At 53.1% G+C, this 14924-nt stretch carries 17 protein-coding genes; 11 read left to right on the top strand and 6 right to left on the bottom strand.

The features are described from left to right. Positions 1-5: 5 nt before the first annotated feature. Both VGJ94_10385 and VGJ94_10380 read left to right on the top strand, forming a co-directional pair. Positions 6-416 (top strand): hypothetical protein, encoded by a 411-nt coding sequence (locus VGJ94_10385; GenBank protein HEY3277018.1) that lies wholly within the window; start codon positions 6-8, stop codon positions 414-416. Positions 417-667: 251 nt separating this feature from the next. Next, the gene (locus tag VGJ94_10380) at positions 668-1045 is read left to right on the top strand and encodes a hypothetical protein (GenBank protein ID HEY3277017.1); all 378 of its coding nucleotides are present in this window, start codon (positions 668-670) and stop codon (positions 1043-1045) included. Positions 1046-1113: 68 nt separating this feature from the next. Here VGJ94_10380 and ybaK read toward each other — a convergent pair whose 3' ends face one another. Both ybaK and VGJ94_10370 read right to left on the bottom strand, forming a co-directional pair. Further along, the gene (gene ybaK, locus VGJ94_10375; GenBank protein ID HEY3277016.1) at positions 1114-1596 is read right to left on the bottom strand and encodes a Cys-tRNA(Pro) deacylase; all 483 of its coding nucleotides are present in this window, start codon (positions 1594-1596) and stop codon (positions 1114-1116) included. Positions 1597-1900: 304 nt separating this feature from the next. Then, a complete protein-coding gene (locus VGJ94_10370) occupies positions 1901-2116 on the bottom strand; it encodes a dodecin family protein (GenBank protein HEY3277015.1) in 216 nt (71 codons plus the stop codon). Between the two features lie 280 nt (positions 2117-2396). On the opposite strand from VGJ94_10370, the gene VGJ94_10365 reads away from it, so the two are divergent. Both VGJ94_10365 and VGJ94_10360 read left to right on the top strand, forming a co-directional pair. Beyond that, positions 2397-3596, top strand: a complete 1200-nt coding sequence (locus VGJ94_10365) for an aminopeptidase (protein ID HEY3277014.1) — start codon at positions 2397-2399, stop codon at positions 3594-3596. A gap of 36 nt (positions 3597-3632) precedes the next feature. After that, on the top strand, positions 3633-4076 hold the full coding sequence (locus VGJ94_10360) for a pentapeptide repeat-containing protein (GenBank protein HEY3277013.1): 444 nt from the start codon (positions 3633-3635) through the stop codon (positions 4074-4076). Positions 4077-4240: 164 nt separating this feature from the next. Here the strand turns inward: VGJ94_10360 and VGJ94_10355 are convergent, their stop codons facing one another. Next, the gene (locus VGJ94_10355) at positions 4241-6466 is read right to left on the bottom strand and encodes a S8 family serine peptidase (GenBank protein HEY3277012.1); all 2226 of its coding nucleotides are present in this window, start codon (positions 6464-6466) and stop codon (positions 4241-4243) included. 279 nt (positions 6467-6745) lie between these two features. Between VGJ94_10355 and VGJ94_10350 the strand changes: the two genes are divergently transcribed. Continuing rightward, on the top strand, positions 6746-8395 hold the full coding sequence (locus VGJ94_10350; GenBank protein HEY3277011.1) for an MFS transporter: 1650 nt from the start codon (positions 6746-6748) through the stop codon (positions 8393-8395). 15 nt (positions 8396-8410) lie between these two features. Here VGJ94_10350 and VGJ94_10345 read toward each other — a convergent pair whose 3' ends face one another. Further along, entirely contained in the window at positions 8411-9292 is an 882-nt protein-coding gene (locus VGJ94_10345) for an HDOD domain-containing protein (protein HEY3277010.1), read from the bottom strand. Between the two features lie 190 nt (positions 9293-9482). Here VGJ94_10345 and VGJ94_10340 point away from each other — a divergent pair, with 190 nt between their 5' ends. Further along, positions 9483-9824, top strand: a complete 342-nt coding sequence (locus tag VGJ94_10340) for an arsenate reductase family protein (GenBank protein ID HEY3277009.1) — start codon at positions 9483-9485, stop codon at positions 9822-9824. Between the two features lie 9 nt (positions 9825-9833). Here the strand turns inward: VGJ94_10340 and VGJ94_10335 are convergent, their stop codons facing one another. Further along, positions 9834-10799, bottom strand: coding sequence for an alpha/beta hydrolase (locus tag VGJ94_10335; GenBank protein HEY3277008.1), 966 nt, complete (start codon positions 10797-10799; stop codon positions 9834-9836). A 366-nt stretch (positions 10800-11165) separates the two neighbouring features. On the opposite strand from VGJ94_10335, the gene VGJ94_10330 reads away from it, so the two are divergent. After that, positions 11166-11471, top strand: coding sequence for an HU family DNA-binding protein (locus VGJ94_10330; protein ID HEY3277007.1), 306 nt, complete (start codon positions 11166-11168; stop codon positions 11469-11471). 194 nt (positions 11472-11665) lie between these two features. Here VGJ94_10330 and VGJ94_10325 read toward each other — a convergent pair whose 3' ends face one another. Then, a complete protein-coding gene (locus VGJ94_10325) occupies positions 11666-12184 on the bottom strand; it encodes a pentapeptide repeat-containing protein (protein ID HEY3277006.1) in 519 nt (172 codons plus the stop codon). 343 nt (positions 12185-12527) lie between these two features. On the opposite strand from VGJ94_10325, the gene VGJ94_10320 reads away from it, so the two are divergent. The 4 genes from VGJ94_10320 to VGJ94_10305 form a co-directional block, all read left to right on the top strand. Further along, positions 12528-12782 (top strand): hypothetical protein, encoded by a 255-nt coding sequence (locus tag VGJ94_10320; protein HEY3277005.1) that lies wholly within the window; start codon positions 12528-12530, stop codon positions 12780-12782. Between the two features lie 12 nt (positions 12783-12794). Then, positions 12795-13013 carry a hypothetical protein gene (locus VGJ94_10315; GenBank protein HEY3277004.1) on the top strand — a complete coding sequence of 73 codons (219 nt, stop codon included), beginning with the start codon at positions 12795-12797 and terminating at the stop codon, positions 13011-13013. A 141-nt stretch (positions 13014-13154) separates the two neighbouring features. Further along, a complete protein-coding gene (locus tag VGJ94_10310) occupies positions 13155-14537 on the top strand; it encodes an MBL fold metallo-hydrolase (GenBank protein HEY3277003.1) in 1383 nt (460 codons plus the stop codon). Further along, the coding region (locus tag VGJ94_10305) for a YgjP-like metallopeptidase domain-containing protein (protein ID HEY3277002.1) at positions 14527-14924 on the top strand (398 nt) is incomplete at its 3' end. The genes VGJ94_10310 and VGJ94_10305, both read left to right, overlap by 11 nt.

Raw genomic sequence — 14924 nt, 5'->3', positions numbered from 1 at the left:
GAAAGATGGGTATATTGGCGGACATAAAGAGGTTGGGTTTTAAGATCGAGCCTGAAGACCGGGATGAGATCGATAAAATTGTCGAGCGGGTTACGAAGCAGCATAAAGAGCAGGCGGTGAGAGATGCTGTAATCGAGGGGGAGGTGGGCGATTTCCTCAATGCCTGGCGACCCGATATTATGGAAGAGATAATCAAAGATAAGCAGAGGCAGGCGGACGACTGGGTAAGGATGACCCAGAGGAAGTTCGATGCCAAAGGCAACCGGCTATGCGACGAGCAATTCTGTCCTTCGACTAAGGGAGTTGCCCCATGTGCCCAATGCGGTAAGTACGTGTGCGACGAGCATAATTACATGAAAGAGAGCCGGTGCTGCTATGACTGTTACGTGGAGAAGGTCGGAAAAGAGAACGCGTGATAATATTCGGATCACCGCAATCTATTTTTGAGATAGAATCTGATCGTTTCAAAAACAAAATCACGGCGCGGACGGTATAACCGCGCCGTTTCATTTTGACCGCTGAAGGGCTCCCTTCGCCCCTAAAAACATAATTTTCAGTACAGCAAAGTATTCCAGCTAAGAAACTATTTTCCTCAAAAGGTTCCTTATGCCTTGAAAATGCCCCTATTGCGCATTATAAAGTGAGAAAATAGAATAGGAGGTTTCATATGAGAAAAACAGTTTGCTTCATTTTATTGTTATGTGTTCTTTTAGTAGGCCTTGTTGCCTGCAGCTCTCGTGAGGTTGCGAATGACAAAATGCGTATTGCGATCGGCTGGCGGGAGCAGGGAGACATGTTTCGGTACAGGACCCTCGTGAACGAGGCCTACCAGGCCGATCCTAATAACCCTTTTGCCCTCAATGACATGGGGACTATCGCCGAATCACGGGGAAATTATCAGGAAGCAGAGGGTTTTTATCAAAAAGCGATCCAAAACGCGGGCAACAGGAGAGTGTCCAAATCCGATGTGAAACGGGACGAGGGCAGGATGCTTAAGGACGTGGCGGCGGAGAACCTGCGAAACGTTCAAGCCAAAATGAAATAAATCATGGTAAAATGGCGGATTCGATCGGGAAGGAGTTTCGTGTACCGGTTGCGGTCGGCTCCTTCCCGCTAAATCGCCACTTTTACCGATACGGGCTTCAGGAGGTCCATAAGGTCTTTAGGGTCTATTCCGACGAGGTAACCTCTCCGCCCTCCGTTGATGTAAATTCTCGGGAGGTCGGCGATAGTCTCCTCCATATAGACAGGCATTGTTTTCTTTGTACCGAAGGGTGAGGTGCCGCCCACCAGGTAGCCCGAATGTTTGTATGCCGTTTCCGGACTGCACGCCCCTATTCGCTTCACTCCCGCGATACGGGCAAGCTCTTTTGTCGAGACCTGCTTGTCTCCGTGCATGAGCACGACAAGCGGTCTTTTCTCTTCATCCTCCATTATCAGGGTTTTTATCACCCCGTGCTCGTCCACTCCCAGCTCCGTTGCGGACACATGAGTTCCGCCTTTATCTTCATATTTATAAGGATGCTCCGTAAAGGGTATATTTCTCTCTTTGAGCATGCGAATAGCGGCGGTGACGGGGCTTGCGTGTTTAGCCATCGTGGCTTCCTCCTCTCCTTCGGGTCCGGTTCAAGAAGAAAGGGACCTGGATAAATAAATTATAAATCATTGGGGAAGGGAAAGCCTCCGGGAAAACAGGATCTCCGGCAGGGGACCCGAGGGGCTCTTTATCATGGGCCGGAGATTTATGCGGCAAAGGGGTACTGAAACACAGAAAAAGCGGACGCGAAGGCGCCAAGGGTGAAGACGGCCTTTCGCCGCTCCCTTGGGAGCGACTATCCTCATACTTTTTTGCTTTCCCATGGCAAAGACCGGGAGGAAAGGGTATGGGAAGGCTCTTGTACTAATTCTCCAAAACGAAAATTACATCCAGGGTAACCCTGAATTCGGTGATTTTGCCATCTTCCACGCTGCATCGGTGATCTTTCACCCGCAAACCGGTTATGCCTCTTAACGTCTTGGAAGCACGCTTGAAACCGACCATTACCGCATCGTCAAAACTTTTGGTGGAGCCCGCGACTATTTCAGTCACTCTCGCTACTCTGCCGTCAGATCTCACTTTTACCCTCCCCTGAACCTTTTTTATTTAAGCTTAGCAAAGAACGACAAAAAGGGTCAACTCTTTTCAGAAAATCAATCGAGAGAGAAACGCAGGGGCGAACGAAATTCAGGCCGAAGACGGCGGCTTCGGCTGGAGGAACAAGAGGTTGCGAACTCCTCCCTATTTTGCTTATACTACCGTGAGGAGGGAAATGGTTCCCTCCTCACTATACTCTTACGAAAATAGAGGATTACTCGTTCCGCATTATGCGCGTGGAAGAGAAAGGAAGGGAGACGGGATGCTTACCGAGGGGCAGCTCCAAAATTATGCGGATATACTTCTCTGGGGTCTGAAGACGGCGCGAAGCGGCAAGTTTTCGAAAGGCGACATGGTCCTCCTCCAGTATGAATCACCGGCCGTGAGGCTCGCCGAGATCATTTACGGCAAGATCCTGGACCTGGGGTTGAATCCCGTCCAGAGAATGGGGATGACCTTCACCATGGAGCATGATTTTTATATGAAGGCGGGAAAGGGGCAGCTTACTTTTACGGCGCCGGGAGAAAAAGAGTTCTACGAGAATCTCCATGGAAGAATATTCCTCAGGGCTCCCGAATCTCTCTTCCACCTCAAGGACGTCGACCCGGTGAAAATAGGCAAATTCCTTGTTTCCAGAAAATATCTCAGGGACATCCTGGAAAAAAGGGAAGAGAAGGGCCTCCACGGATGGACGCTCTGCACCTTTCCCACGGCGGAGCTGGCGAAGCACGCGAAAACATCCCTGAAGCAATATACGAATCAGATAATTCAGGCCTGTTATCTTGATAAGGATGATCCGGTACGCGAGTGGGAAACCATCCACCGCAGCGTGAAAGAGATCAAGAAATGGCTTAACAGCTTAAAGATCAAGTCACTTCATGTGGAATCGGAGCATGTCGACCTGAAGGTGACTCCCGGGGAGATGAGAAAATGGGCGGGCGTTTCCGGCCATAATCTCCCCAGTTTCGAGATATTTCTCTCTCCTGATTGGCGGGGAACGGAAGGCGCCTATTATGCGAACCTCCCTTCCTTTCGAAGCGGCAATTACGTGGAGGGGGTGCGCCTCCTGTTCCGCAAGGGCTCGGTCGTAAAGGTCGAGGCCGAGGCGGGAGGAGAATTTGCCGAAAAGCAGATGTCCCTCGATAAAGGAGCATCGCGGCTCGGGGAGTTCTCCCTCACGGACAGAAGGTTCTCGCGAATCAACCGCTTCATGGCGGATACGCTTTTTGACGAGAATTTCGGAGGAGACCACGGCAACGTACATATTGCGGTAGGCTCCTCCTATACCGACACCTACTCCGGAGATCCCGAAGAGATGACGAAGGATTTAAAAAAAGAACTTGGATTCAACGACTCCGCCCTTCATTGGGATCTCGTCAATACGGAGGATAAGACGGTGACCGCCACCCTCTCCTCGGGAAAGCGGCTCGTCATATATGAAAAGGGGATGTTTAGGGTCTGAGAGAGTTTCCTTGATAACCATGGAAGGAGCGTTACTATGAAAAGAAATTTGTTAGTGCCTGTTCTTGGTCTTCTTTCGCTATCCCTCGTGCTCACCTGTGTTCCTGCCTATGCGTTTAAACAGGCGGACGTGGAGAAGCTCCTCAACACAAAAGAGTGCCAGTGGTGCGATCTGCATGGCGCCGACCTTACCGGGGCAAGCCTCGCGGGCGCCAATCTGGCATCGGCAAACCTTTCGAGCGCCAAGCTCTCAAAAGCGAATTTGAGCGGTGCGAACCTTGCGGGCGCCTATTTTCGCAATGCCAATCTCACACAGGCGAATCTCACCAATGCATTCTTCAGTAAAGCCAATTTGCATGGCGCCGATGTAACAGGCGCAGTTCTCACAGGCGCCGAACTTACCGCGGCCATCTGGATCAACGGGGAAAAATGTATCGAGGGATCCGTGGGCGAATGCAAGACAAAGCAGCTCTATCCTTAGCCCGGTTCACACGCCGAACGCAACGGTACCCTCGGCGAGCACGGATAATCGCTTGCCCCGGGCAGCCGGTCCCATGCTCACCACATCGCGGATAGAACAGTGACTGTCAAGGTGTATCGAAAGGCAGGGGAGAGGTTTTCCCCTCCTGCCGCAGCCTCGACTGTCTAAGGAGCGTCCTGCTGTACGGTAAATAGCCGTTTTTTGTTGGGAAAGAGGTTGAGGGATACCTCTATTTTCCCGCTCCGTTTGTCCTCGGTCGTGTTCTCCGCTACTCCGAATGAGACTCTGCCGGTTCCTGAGCCTGTGGCCCCTGAAGTGACGGTGAGCCACTCGTCGGCGGGAGGGACTACCCTTGCGGTCCACGCACAGTCGGTCTTCTGGTTCACGGTAAATTTGGCTGAATCCTCGTCCGCGGCAAAGGTTTCTTTCATAGGAGAAACGGAAGGCATGGTGCAGGTAGTCTCCTTCTGCTCCACGGAAAACTCCTCGTCTCCGATCGTAACGGTCCCGGTGCGGGGGTCTGGATTATCGTTATAATAGGTAAAGATCTTCACAGATCCCCGGTTTTTCCTGAAGGAAGTGAGGCTGGCCGACATCCATGTATCGTCGACCGTGATGCCGGGGGCAGGGCAGTTGTCTTCTCCCGTTGCCCTGACGTTTACGGTGACATTGCCTCCCTTGCTCGGGAAATCCTTGTGGCCGGGGTTGATCGTGTAATCGCAGGGCCCGGAAAATGAGGCGGTTACCTGTGTTTTCCCTGTCAGGGAGAGATTGCACGCTCCTGTCCCGGAGCAGCCGCCGCCCGTCCAGCCGGAAAAGGTGGAATCCGAAGCCGGGACCGCGGTAAGCGTGATAGCTGCTCCGTTCGCAAAGACCACGGAGCATTGGGTACCGCAATTGATGCCGGAAGGAGAAGAGCTGACCGCACCGGAGCCTTTTCCCGATTTCCCGATGATAAGTGTGGCTTTCCCGATAAGGGCCTGATACGCCTGATACACATTGATCAGCTTTTTGGTCACTGACGGGCATTTCCCTGTATCCGTCACCTCTGTGCCCGTGGAGGTGAATGCAGCCAGTATCTCGTTTACCGTGGCCGCGGGCTTGGCCTGCTTGAGGAGCGCCCAGGCGCCCGCCACATGGGGGGCTGCCATGGATGTGCCGCTCTCTGTCTCGTATCCACCGCCCTCCTGCCTGGGGAAGGCAGTGGTAATTTCTGATCCTGGGGCGAGGAGGGTTAAAAAGGTCGCGCTGTTCGAATAGTCTGCCACTGTGTTGTCCTCATCCGTTGCTCCCACGCTTACGGCGGTCGAAACACAGGCGGGGGCGCCGGTAGAGCCGCAGTATTCTTCATTTCCGCTGGCGATGATGGTGGCAATGCCCGCGGCCCTCAGGTTATCGATAATTGCCTTTATCGGATCATCGTCGCAGTTGGAGGCATACTGTCCCCCACCGAGGCTCATATTTACCGCCCCGATGGTGTAGGTGGTGCGGAGCGCATAGACGCGCTCCAGCCCTTGTATCTGGTCTGAATCATAAGAAGTGACGCAGGGGGCCTCGCCGTCATCGCAGTCTTCCTTCGATTCGAGCCGCGAAAATACCTGTATTGCGATTATCGATGCACCGGGTGCGACTCCCGGCCCGGGGCTTCCCGCTATGCCGCTCCTGCCTGCGATGATGCCGGCCACGTTCGTGCCGTGGCCGCATTCTTCGATCGGACATGCCCCTCCGTAAGGCATGGCGGAGCCGGCTGCAGTCGATTCATCCGCCTTTTTGGGGCATAGGGACGTTGCCTTATGGGACGTATCGTTGGTCGAGTAACATGCCTCGGAAACCACGCTTCCCTTGAGAAAGGGGTGGAGCTTGTCCACGCCCGTATCGAGTATCGCCACCGCAATGCCCGTGCCGGTGAGCTGCGATCTGTGGAGCGTATTGGCATCGATCCGGGGAACGCTCGTATCGAGTTTGGGCCGCGCCTTCTTATCCTCGAAAATCCCTGTCACGGAGGCAGAAGAGAGGAGGCTTTCAAGGGTCGGACCGTCCACGGTCAATGCCATGTAGGGGATGGTGGCGAACTTAAGGGCTCTGAGGGGCGGCTTGCCGGAGGCTTTCAGCTCGGAAAGCACCTGGTCCTGGGCTCCTGAAATGACCGAGCGAAATGCCTCTGCCTTATCCCCTTCCGATGGGAGAGAGGCATCGACCTTCACGATGACCTTTACCGCGCCCCGTTTCACGGCGGTAGAGAGGAGTCCGGCATATCCGCCCCGGCTCCTGACCTTCGCGATGGGATCATCGGGAGAAGGCGTCGCGCTGTAGGAAATTGGGATGGCGAGAGACGCAAATGTGATGAAAGCAATGAATCCCGACAAGGCAAGAAAGGGCACGCGAGGCATAGGGTCTCCTTATTGCTTGCGGACAGGGATCTTCACCCGTCATTTTTATTCTCAATGAGACAGATCTGTTCCGCAGCCGTTTGTATAATTGGGTAAGATTGTTATCATACGGTGCACCTCTTTTTGTCAACATAATTCTATGCTTACGCCCTCTCCGCCGGGGCCTGTCCCGAGCGGGCGCCCCAGGGGGCATGTGTTCCGCCTTTCACCGAACTTTGAAAAAAGTCGATCCTCTGATATACTGAAAAATGAAATATATGAATGAACCGGTTGCCCTCTATGCCCCCTGAAGAAAATAGGCCCCCTTCCACCTGGAGCCCCCTGTCCGATCCCTTCTTCCGGAGCCTCTGGATTGCCAATGTAGTCTCCCTTGTAGGCACCTGGATGCGTGACGTTGCGGTATCGTGGCTCATGACGTCCCTTACGACATCCACTTTCATTGTCGCTATCGTGCAGACTGCTACCATGCTGCCCTTCTTTCTCCTCGCACTGCCGGCAGGGGCACTTGCCGACATACTGGACAGACGAAGGCTGCTCCTCTTTTCGCAGTTCTGGATGTTCATTGCAGCTCTCGGCCTCGGGGTCACCACCACCCTCGGCATGACCACGCCTGTCGTGCTTCTCTCCTTTACCTTCCTCCTTAGTGTGGGCGCGGCGCTCAATGCCCCTGCGTGGCAGGCGATCATTCCGGAACTGGTACGCAGGGACGAGCTTCCCGCTGCCATAACATTGGGTTCCGTGGGCTTCAATATCGCCCGTGTCGTAGGTCCTGCCCTGGGCGGCTTTTTAGTGGGGACGATCGGCCCCGGCGCCACTTTCCTGCTCAATGCCTTCTCCTTCTGGGGCGTCCTGGTGGTGCTCAAGAGGTGGCGGAGGGTCCCCCATGAAAGCTCCCTGCCCGCGGAACGGCTCATGAGCGCCATGCGCGTGGGCATGCGGTACGTGCGCAATGCCCCGAAAGTGCAGGCCGCCCTTATCCATATCGCGGTCTTTTCCCTTCTGAGCAGCGCTCTTTGGGCATTCCTTCCCATACTGGCGAGGACGTATGCGGGCCTCTCCGCGGTAGGGTATGGAAGCCTCCTCGGGTTTTTCGGGGCCGGCGGCCTTTTCGGCGCCACCATCCTTCCCCGCATGAAGCGTGCCGCGTCCATGAACGTGCTGACCATAGGGATTACCTTCTCCTTTGCCGCAGTCTTCCTTACTTTGTCGGCGGTGAGATTCTTCCCGGTCCTTGCCCTTGCCATGGGCGTGGGCGGCATAGGGTGGATGGTCCTTGTCTCCGTGCTCTCCACGGTGGTCCAGGCAGTGACGCCCACATGGGTAAGGGGCAGGGTAGTATCGGTCTATATGTTCGTCTTTTTCGGAGGTCTTGCGGGTGGAGGCGCCCTCTGGGGTGCGGTGGCCACTTGGCTCGGCATCCCCCTTGCCTTTGTGGTGGCTGCCGGATGCCTCGTAATCGGCGGTATCGTCACCTATCCCTTCACTTTATCGGAGGGCGAGGGGATGGACCTCAGGCCCAGCGAAGGCTGGGGCGGCGCGACCCATGTGGCGGAGGGGATGGAGCTCGAAGAGAAACCCATACTGGTTATCGTGGAATATACCATCAAACCCGAAGATGGTGTAGATTTCATGAAAGCGGTGGGCTCCCTCAAGTCGATCCGCCTCCGGGACGGGGCGATACGGTGGAATCTCTTCCATGATATTTCCGACCCCAGCAGCTATGTTGAATCTTTTATTGTCGAATCATGGATGGAGCATCTGAGACAGCACGAGCGCCTCACCATATCGGATAGAGAGATTCAGGACCGGGTGCGTGCCTATCATAGTGGTGAAGGAGGGCTCAAGGTACGACATTTTGTGGTCGAGCCGGTAGTGAGGGAGGAAAGGAAGAAAGAGGCGGCCTGGCTGCTCTTCCGCCGGCGCCCCTGAGGAAACATAAAACCTTCAGCGGTTTACAATGCGCTCCATCTCTTCGATCTCTTCATGGGCCCCGTCAAGGTCCCATACGAGCTTAAAGACGTCGAGATCGGCGAGATCACGGTTTTTCTTTTGAAGTATTTTAAAGGCGTCGGTGATGGAGAAATCGACGCCGTTCCTGTCTCCTCCGAAACCATATCCCTTGAGCCGGGCGAGTTGGTCTGCCATATTGATGAGGGCCACCACTACCACGCTTTTATCCGGGGTCTCATTCACCGCATGATGGTAACGCGCCACTTCCCCGAATATAGGGGGCAGGCGCCATCTCTCCATAAGCCAGCCGCCGACGATATCATGGGATGCCCCCACGACCATTGTTTCCGCCTCGAGGATGGATATATTTTCTTTATAGGTGAGCTCCACGATCTGCCTGTACGCATCATGAATAAACCTGTCGAGTACCACTTTTCCCACGTCATGGACCAGGCCGGCAAGATAAAGGCTCTCGAGCCGTCCCATGCTCAGCTTGTTGCAGAGTATCTTTCCGATCACGCCGGTGGCAACGGAATGGCGCCAGAACTCCTTCATGTTCAAGGTCTCCACTCCCTTGGGCGGCTTCAAGGAGCGGCTTGCGCTGCACGAGATGCACAGGGACGTGATTTCATTCGTTCCGAGCATCCGGACTGCCTGTTCGATGTTGGTGATCTTTGTGGGCAGGCCGTAAAAAGCCGAATTGGCAATCTTAAGAACATTCATCACCATTGCCGGGTCTCTCGATATGATCTTGCCGAGGGACCTGAGATCGACATCTTCGTTATTGAGCGCGTCGATCAACTCCATCATGATCGACGGCATGGGCGGCAAAAAATTGATGGTCTCCTCAACCTTTTCCCTAAAGTTCTCGATCACTACGCTTCCCCCTATAACTATACCAATAATGTGGGCTTATGCTGAATATCATACCGTATACTATTATCGTTCTGAAGCAAAAAATCTTTAGCTCTTGGGCAGTAACCGATCTCCCATTCCGGGGAGTTGTGAAAAGGTTCGGCTTTTGTGATATTCTTATAGTCATCAAATCGGACAAGGTCTTGTGAATATGAATATTCAGATATTCGGCACCGATAAATGCCAGGATACACGAAAGGCGCAAAGATATTTTAAAGAAAGAGGTATCGCCTTTCAATTTGTCAATCTTGCCCAAAAAGGGTTGAGCAAAGGAGAGCTCTCCCGGATAAAAGCGGCGGTAGGGATCGAAAATATGGTCGACAAAGAGGGCAAGGAGTATGCCCGGCTGAACCTCAGGTATCTCACCCATGACGCGGAAGAGGAATTGCTCAACCATCCCCTGCTCATTAAAACTCCCATCGTGAGAAACGGTCAGAAGGCGACTGTGGGGTACGCTCCCGTTATATGGAGGGAGTGGGAGCAGGAAGAATAATCTCCTTTTCTATGTTCCGAATGCCTCCCGTAGTGCGTCCGATGCCGCCTTGAGTGCATCTTTGGTATTTTCACTCGATCTCAAAAAATAGATGAACCCGTGGATTGTATCTTTATAGCGGATGAGCCTCACCTGCACACCTTCATCTTTCAGTCGCTTCGCATACGCTTCTCCCTCGTCCCGTAAAGGATCGAAACCTGAAGTTATGACCAGGGCGGAAGGCAGCCCCCGCAAGCTCCGTGCGCATAAGGGAGATACATAAGGATCGGAGAGGTCCTCCTCGCGGGGCACATAAAGGGAACGGGTAGCCTCCATGTCCTCCAGGCTCAGGATGAAACCACGGGCGAATTTACGATGAGACGCGGTATTAAAGGAGGTAAGGTCCGTCACCGGATTGAAGAGGACCTGAAGCGCCGCCGCGGGCACACCCCTGTCCCTTGCCAGGAGCGTGAGAGCTGCAGCGAGATTGGCTCCGGCGCTTTCACCGCTTAATGCGATCCTTTCTCCATCGCCGCCGAAAGTGTGGGCCTCGGCACGGGCCCAGAGAAAGGCGTCGTAACAATCATGGAGGCCCGCGGGGAAAGGATGCTCCGGGGCGAGCCTGTAATCAACGGAAAGGACAAGGCAAGGGGTCTTCTCCGCGAGTGCCAGGCAGACATGCTCCTCCATTGCCAGGCTTCCCACCACCCAGCCTCCCCCATGAAAAAAAAGTAACACGGGAAAGGGACCTTCGCCCTCGGGGGTATAGACCCTGACCGGTATCTCTCCTTCCGATCCATGAATTGTTCGATCCTCCCTGCTTTTTATGCCTTTCAAGGAGGGCGAAGTTTTGAGCGCCATGACATCCACGAACCTTCTCCTTTCAACGTATGTCTCCCGTGAAAGGGGCGGGAGTTCAGCCTTCCGTGCTGCTTCGAGAAAAGCCTTTGTCTCCGGATCTATTTTATCGTCGAACCGGTCTTCCGGATCTGCCATATTCTATTCCTCCTGAATGGGCTTTTGCCAAGACCTTAATACGGCCCGAATTCAGGGCCACGGTCTCGGGAACAATAGATTAGAATTTTAACAAACAATCTTCCACCCATTCCGCCCCAAATATCAGAAAAATCCTCATGTGACATTTTGGAAAGGATGAGGAATAATGAGGCTGCGACGCCGACATTACCAAAATATTATGCCTTTTTATCATTATTTTGGTATTTTTTTTCTCTATCTACAAAAAATGCTTGCATTTATAAATAGTTGTGTAATAATGTTCCACTAGATGCCGTTTCTGCAACGGTCTGCAGTGCAGGCAGACTTATTTTGCCTGATATTATTACATACGAGGAGGTAAGGTAGATGACAAAAACTGAAATTGTGGAAAAGATTGCAAAAGAGATCAAGGTCACGAAAAGTACCGCAGCGAAAGCCTTTGAGGTCGTCGTCGGCTCCGTCAAAGATGCGCTCCAAAAAGGAGACAAGGTATCGATCGTAGGTTTTGGAACCTTCTCCGTTACCACGAGAAAAGCGAGAAAAGGTAGAAACCCCAAAACAGGACAGGAAATAAAGATCGCGGCGAAGAAAGCTCCCAAGTTCACCCCCGGAAAGGGTCTCAAAGATACCGTCAATGCCGCAGGAAAAGGAAAAGCAAAAAAGACTAAATAAATCCAAGGGAGCGGCCGCGCGGCCGCGCCTGCCTGAGAACATTTCTACTGGTGGCCTAAACCTACGGGCGTGTTTAGGCTGCCCTATCCCCTGATCCCGGAAATCTCCGTTCCCGCCGTCCTGCGCTCGATCCGCTTTTCCGCAACTTCGTCATATCATTAAATGCCTTCGCCTCTCCAATACCCCCTCTTCAATTATTTATTGCAGACTCCCACTGACTCTTCCTTACATTTTATTCCGTCCGTCCACATGGCGCCCCCCAGATTCGCTTTTGTGAAGGTGGCGCCGGTCAGGTTTGCGCCGGTCAGGTTTGCATCCCATAAGGCTATGCCTGTAAGGTTTGCATTGGTCAGGTCGGCGTTTTGGAGTATTGCGCCGGTCAGGATGGCAGACTTCATCTGGGCATTCTTAAGTGTGGCGCCGGGCATTTTGGCGGCGGTCATATTTATTCCGAACAGATTGGCGCCGCTCAGATTTGCCCCTGCAAGATCGGAACTGGACATGCTCGCATTGGAAAGGTTTGCACCGCTGAGATTCGCCCCGGGAAGCTTCGAGCCCGTGAGGTAGGCCCCCGCAAGGTCGCATCCCGGACACTGGCCTGTTTTCTTAAGCTTCTGCACATCTTCATCATTAAAACAGAATCCGTTTCCGCAGAAAATAAAGGCAACGCAGAATAACAGGGATACAAGACCGGACAAAATCGCTCTCGCCATTTCCGCACCTCCTTAAGGTATTCGCCCCGGGCACTTCACGACCCGACCCTCATCTATAGCATAAATCTATCATATCTCGTTTTTTTATGAGAAGCAAAATTAGAGGGGGAGCTTCATTGAGGCTGGTTTCAGGCGAAGGGGAAGACGAAAAAAGGTGGCACTAATGTTGCTAATCTTTGTGTGAGAGGGAAATGATATTCAAAAAGGAGATCATTCCGGATAAGTTGATTAAAAGGATAGGAAAAGAAATTTAATAAAATGATTTTTTTGCCGATTATATGGAAAGGAGGCATTCTCTTTGAGGGTGTTCGATGCTTATGATGAAGATAGAGGGGTGGATAAAATGAGAGTTAGGTGGCTTCCCATTTTGTTGGTTGTCGGGGCGTTCATGGTATTGAGCGGTTTTGGTTGGCCCCTGGAGGCCCGGGATTCGATGGAAGTACTAAAGGACAAGGACAAGACGAGTTATGTGATCGGGTCCGACGAGCAGGCGGTGCGCGAAGAAGAGAGGGACAAGGAAAGAGCGTGGCAGATGCTGCAGAACGGCAATTTCTTGATAGACGGGCGAAACAGAGGGCGGGTTCCCCAAACCAAGTAACAGGAGGAGACTATGCTATGCCCCACATGTAAGATCGAGATGTACAGGGACGACGATATGGGCAACCTCATCATGGTCCACGCGTGCGTGATCTGCGGGAAAAGGGTGTACGACGGCTATCCTACCCGGCGGGGCGAGAGGGCCCAGAGACGTTGGGAAGACCAGGAGATGAAGGCCGTAAAGGTATACGCCTCGAAATTGAATAAAAAGAATAAGGCAAACGCAGTCTAAAGCCATCCTACGCGCGGCTGGATTCTATCACCAATACCGGTCCGGCCGCATTGCGGCACCATACCCTTGTAAAGAAACCCTTCTCAATATATAATCTTTCCCGATCATCATTGTAAAATAACATTCAAATAGAGGTGGCTTATGAAGATACGGTTCTTGGGGGCCGCGCGGGTTGTGACCGGCTCATGTTATCATCTGACGGCGGGAAAGACGCAGATCCTCGTGGATTGCGGAATGTACCAGGGCAAGAATGGGGACGATATCAACAGGACCCCCTTTGCCTTCGATCCGGCCGCGATAGATTATCTTCTCGTCACCCATGCCCACCTCGACCACTCGGGCCTATTGCCCAAGCTCGTGATGGACGGGTTCCACGGGAGGATCATCGCCACCCACGGAACGGCCGATCTTCTGGAGATCATGCTCTCCGACTCGGCCCACATCCAGGAAAAGGACGCCGAGTGGGCGACAAAGAAATCTCATCGTGCGGGAAGGGACGAGATAATCGAGCCTCTCTATCGCGAGGAGGACGTGAAGAGGGTCGTGGCATTGATCGAAAGGGTGAAATACGAAGAACCGCGCGACCTTGCGCCGGGCGTAAAATACCGGTTTATAGACGCGGGCCATATCCTCGGCTCCAGTTCCCTCGAAATCTGGTATGACAGCCCCGGGGGAGAAAAAAAGATAGTCTTTTCCGGCGATGTGGGCAAGAAAGAGAATTTCATAATAAACGACCCCCACCACATACAGAAGGCAAATTATGTATTGGTCGAATCTACGTATGGAAACAGGTTCCATAAGGGCATTCAGGAGAGCATCGACGAGCTTGCCCAGGCTGTTTCCGACACATTAAAAAGAAGAGGCAATGTTCTCATGCCTGCCTTCGCTGTGGGACGAACGCAGGACATACTCTACATATTGAGCCAGCTGATAAAGGAGAAGAGGCTTCCTCCCCTGGATGTCTATGTGGATAGTCCCCTTGCCGACAAGGCGACCCAGATATATCTTCATCACCCCGAATATTTCGACCCCGAAGCGGTCAATATGTTCAAGGCCCAGGGGACGGACGGGATGAGGCTCCACTTTACGAAAACCCCCGAAGAATCGATGGCCCTTAATAAAATAAAATCGGGAGCGATTATTATCGCAGGCAGCGGGATGTGCGAAGGGGGTCGCATCAGGCACCATTTCAAGCATAACCTCTGGAGAACCGAATGCAGCATCATCTTCACCGGCTTCCAGGTAAAAGGCACTTTGGGCAGGTTCATCGTCGACGGGGCCAGGACGGTCCGAGTTCTCGGTGAAGAGATCGCCATCAGGGCAAAGGTACATACCATAAACGGTTTCTCCGCTCATGCGGACCAGAAGGAACTGCTCGAGTGGCTCGGCACCTTCACCGAAGATCCGGAGATCTTTATCGTCCATGGCGAGGAAGCGGTATGCCTGGAGTTCGAGACGGTGGTGAGGGAGAAGCTGGGGCTTAAGACCTATGTGCCCCATAAGGGAGAGGAGCTTGAAATCTGACCCTGGCTCTCAACTGAGCTATGAGCTTATCCGAAGCAAGAAAAGAAAAAAGACCCTCACCCTCCAGATAAAGCGCGATGGCTCTGTCGTGCTGCTGGCGCCCGAGCGGGTCTCCAGGGCGGAAATCGACCGTTTTTTCAGGGACAAGGAGCCATGGGTGAGGAAGAAAATCACCGAAAGGGCGGAGAACCCCGAAAGGCCGGGGCAGGAGAAAAAGTTCATCTCCGGAGAGACTTTTCTCTATCATGGTGAGCATTACCCCCTTAAGATCATCGAAACTGAAAATGGCGTCCCTCTCAGTCTTTGTTATGGCGCTTTCATCCTGAGGTCCGACAAAAGCGCGGAGGGAAGGAAGCTTTTTATGGAATGGTACAGGAGGCAGGCTAA

The organism is Syntrophorhabdaceae bacterium (genome assembly GCA_036504895.1).
Classification (GTDB): Bacteria; Desulfobacterota; Syntrophorhabdia; order Syntrophorhabdales; family Syntrophorhabdaceae; genus PNOM01.
Note: the sequence above shows the minus strand (reverse complement) of the source record. Positions and strands in the feature narration are given on the sequence as shown.

Coding starts and splice junctions, on each gene's coding strand:
- VGJ94_10360 (HEY3277013.1), top strand. CDS start 3,633: ATGAAAAGAAATTTGTTAGTGCCTGTTCTTGGTCTTCTTTCGCTATCC.
- VGJ94_10335 (HEY3277008.1), bottom strand. CDS start 10,799: ATGGCAGATCCGGAAGACCGGTTCGACGATAAAATAGATCCGGAGACA.
- VGJ94_10355 (HEY3277012.1), bottom strand. CDS start 6,466: ATGCCTCGCGTGCCCTTTCTTGCCTTGTCGGGATTCATTGCTTTCATC.
- VGJ94_10315 (HEY3277004.1), top strand. CDS start 12,795: ATGCTATGCCCCACATGTAAGATCGAGATGTACAGGGACGACGATATG.
- ybaK (HEY3277016.1), bottom strand. CDS start 1,596: ATGGCTAAACACGCAAGCCCCGTCACCGCCGCTATTCGCATGCTCAAA.
- VGJ94_10380 (HEY3277017.1), top strand. CDS start 668: ATGAGAAAAACAGTTTGCTTCATTTTATTGTTATGTGTTCTTTTAGTA.
- VGJ94_10330 (HEY3277007.1), top strand. CDS start 11,166: ATGACAAAAACTGAAATTGTGGAAAAGATTGCAAAAGAGATCAAGGTC.
- VGJ94_10350 (HEY3277011.1), top strand. CDS start 6,746: ATGCCCCCTGAAGAAAATAGGCCCCCTTCCACCTGGAGCCCCCTGTCC.
- VGJ94_10340 (HEY3277009.1), top strand. CDS start 9,483: ATGAATATTCAGATATTCGGCACCGATAAATGCCAGGATACACGAAAG.
- VGJ94_10320 (HEY3277005.1), top strand. CDS start 12,528: ATGAGAGTTAGGTGGCTTCCCATTTTGTTGGTTGTCGGGGCGTTCATG.
- VGJ94_10310 (HEY3277003.1), top strand. CDS start 13,155: ATGAAGATACGGTTCTTGGGGGCCGCGCGGGTTGTGACCGGCTCATGT.
- VGJ94_10365 (HEY3277014.1), top strand. CDS start 2,397: ATGCTTACCGAGGGGCAGCTCCAAAATTATGCGGATATACTTCTCTGG.
- VGJ94_10385 (HEY3277018.1), top strand. CDS start 6: ATGGGTATATTGGCGGACATAAAGAGGTTGGGTTTTAAGATCGAGCCT.
- VGJ94_10325 (HEY3277006.1), bottom strand. CDS start 12,184: ATGGCGAGAGCGATTTTGTCCGGTCTTGTATCCCTGTTATTCTGCGTT.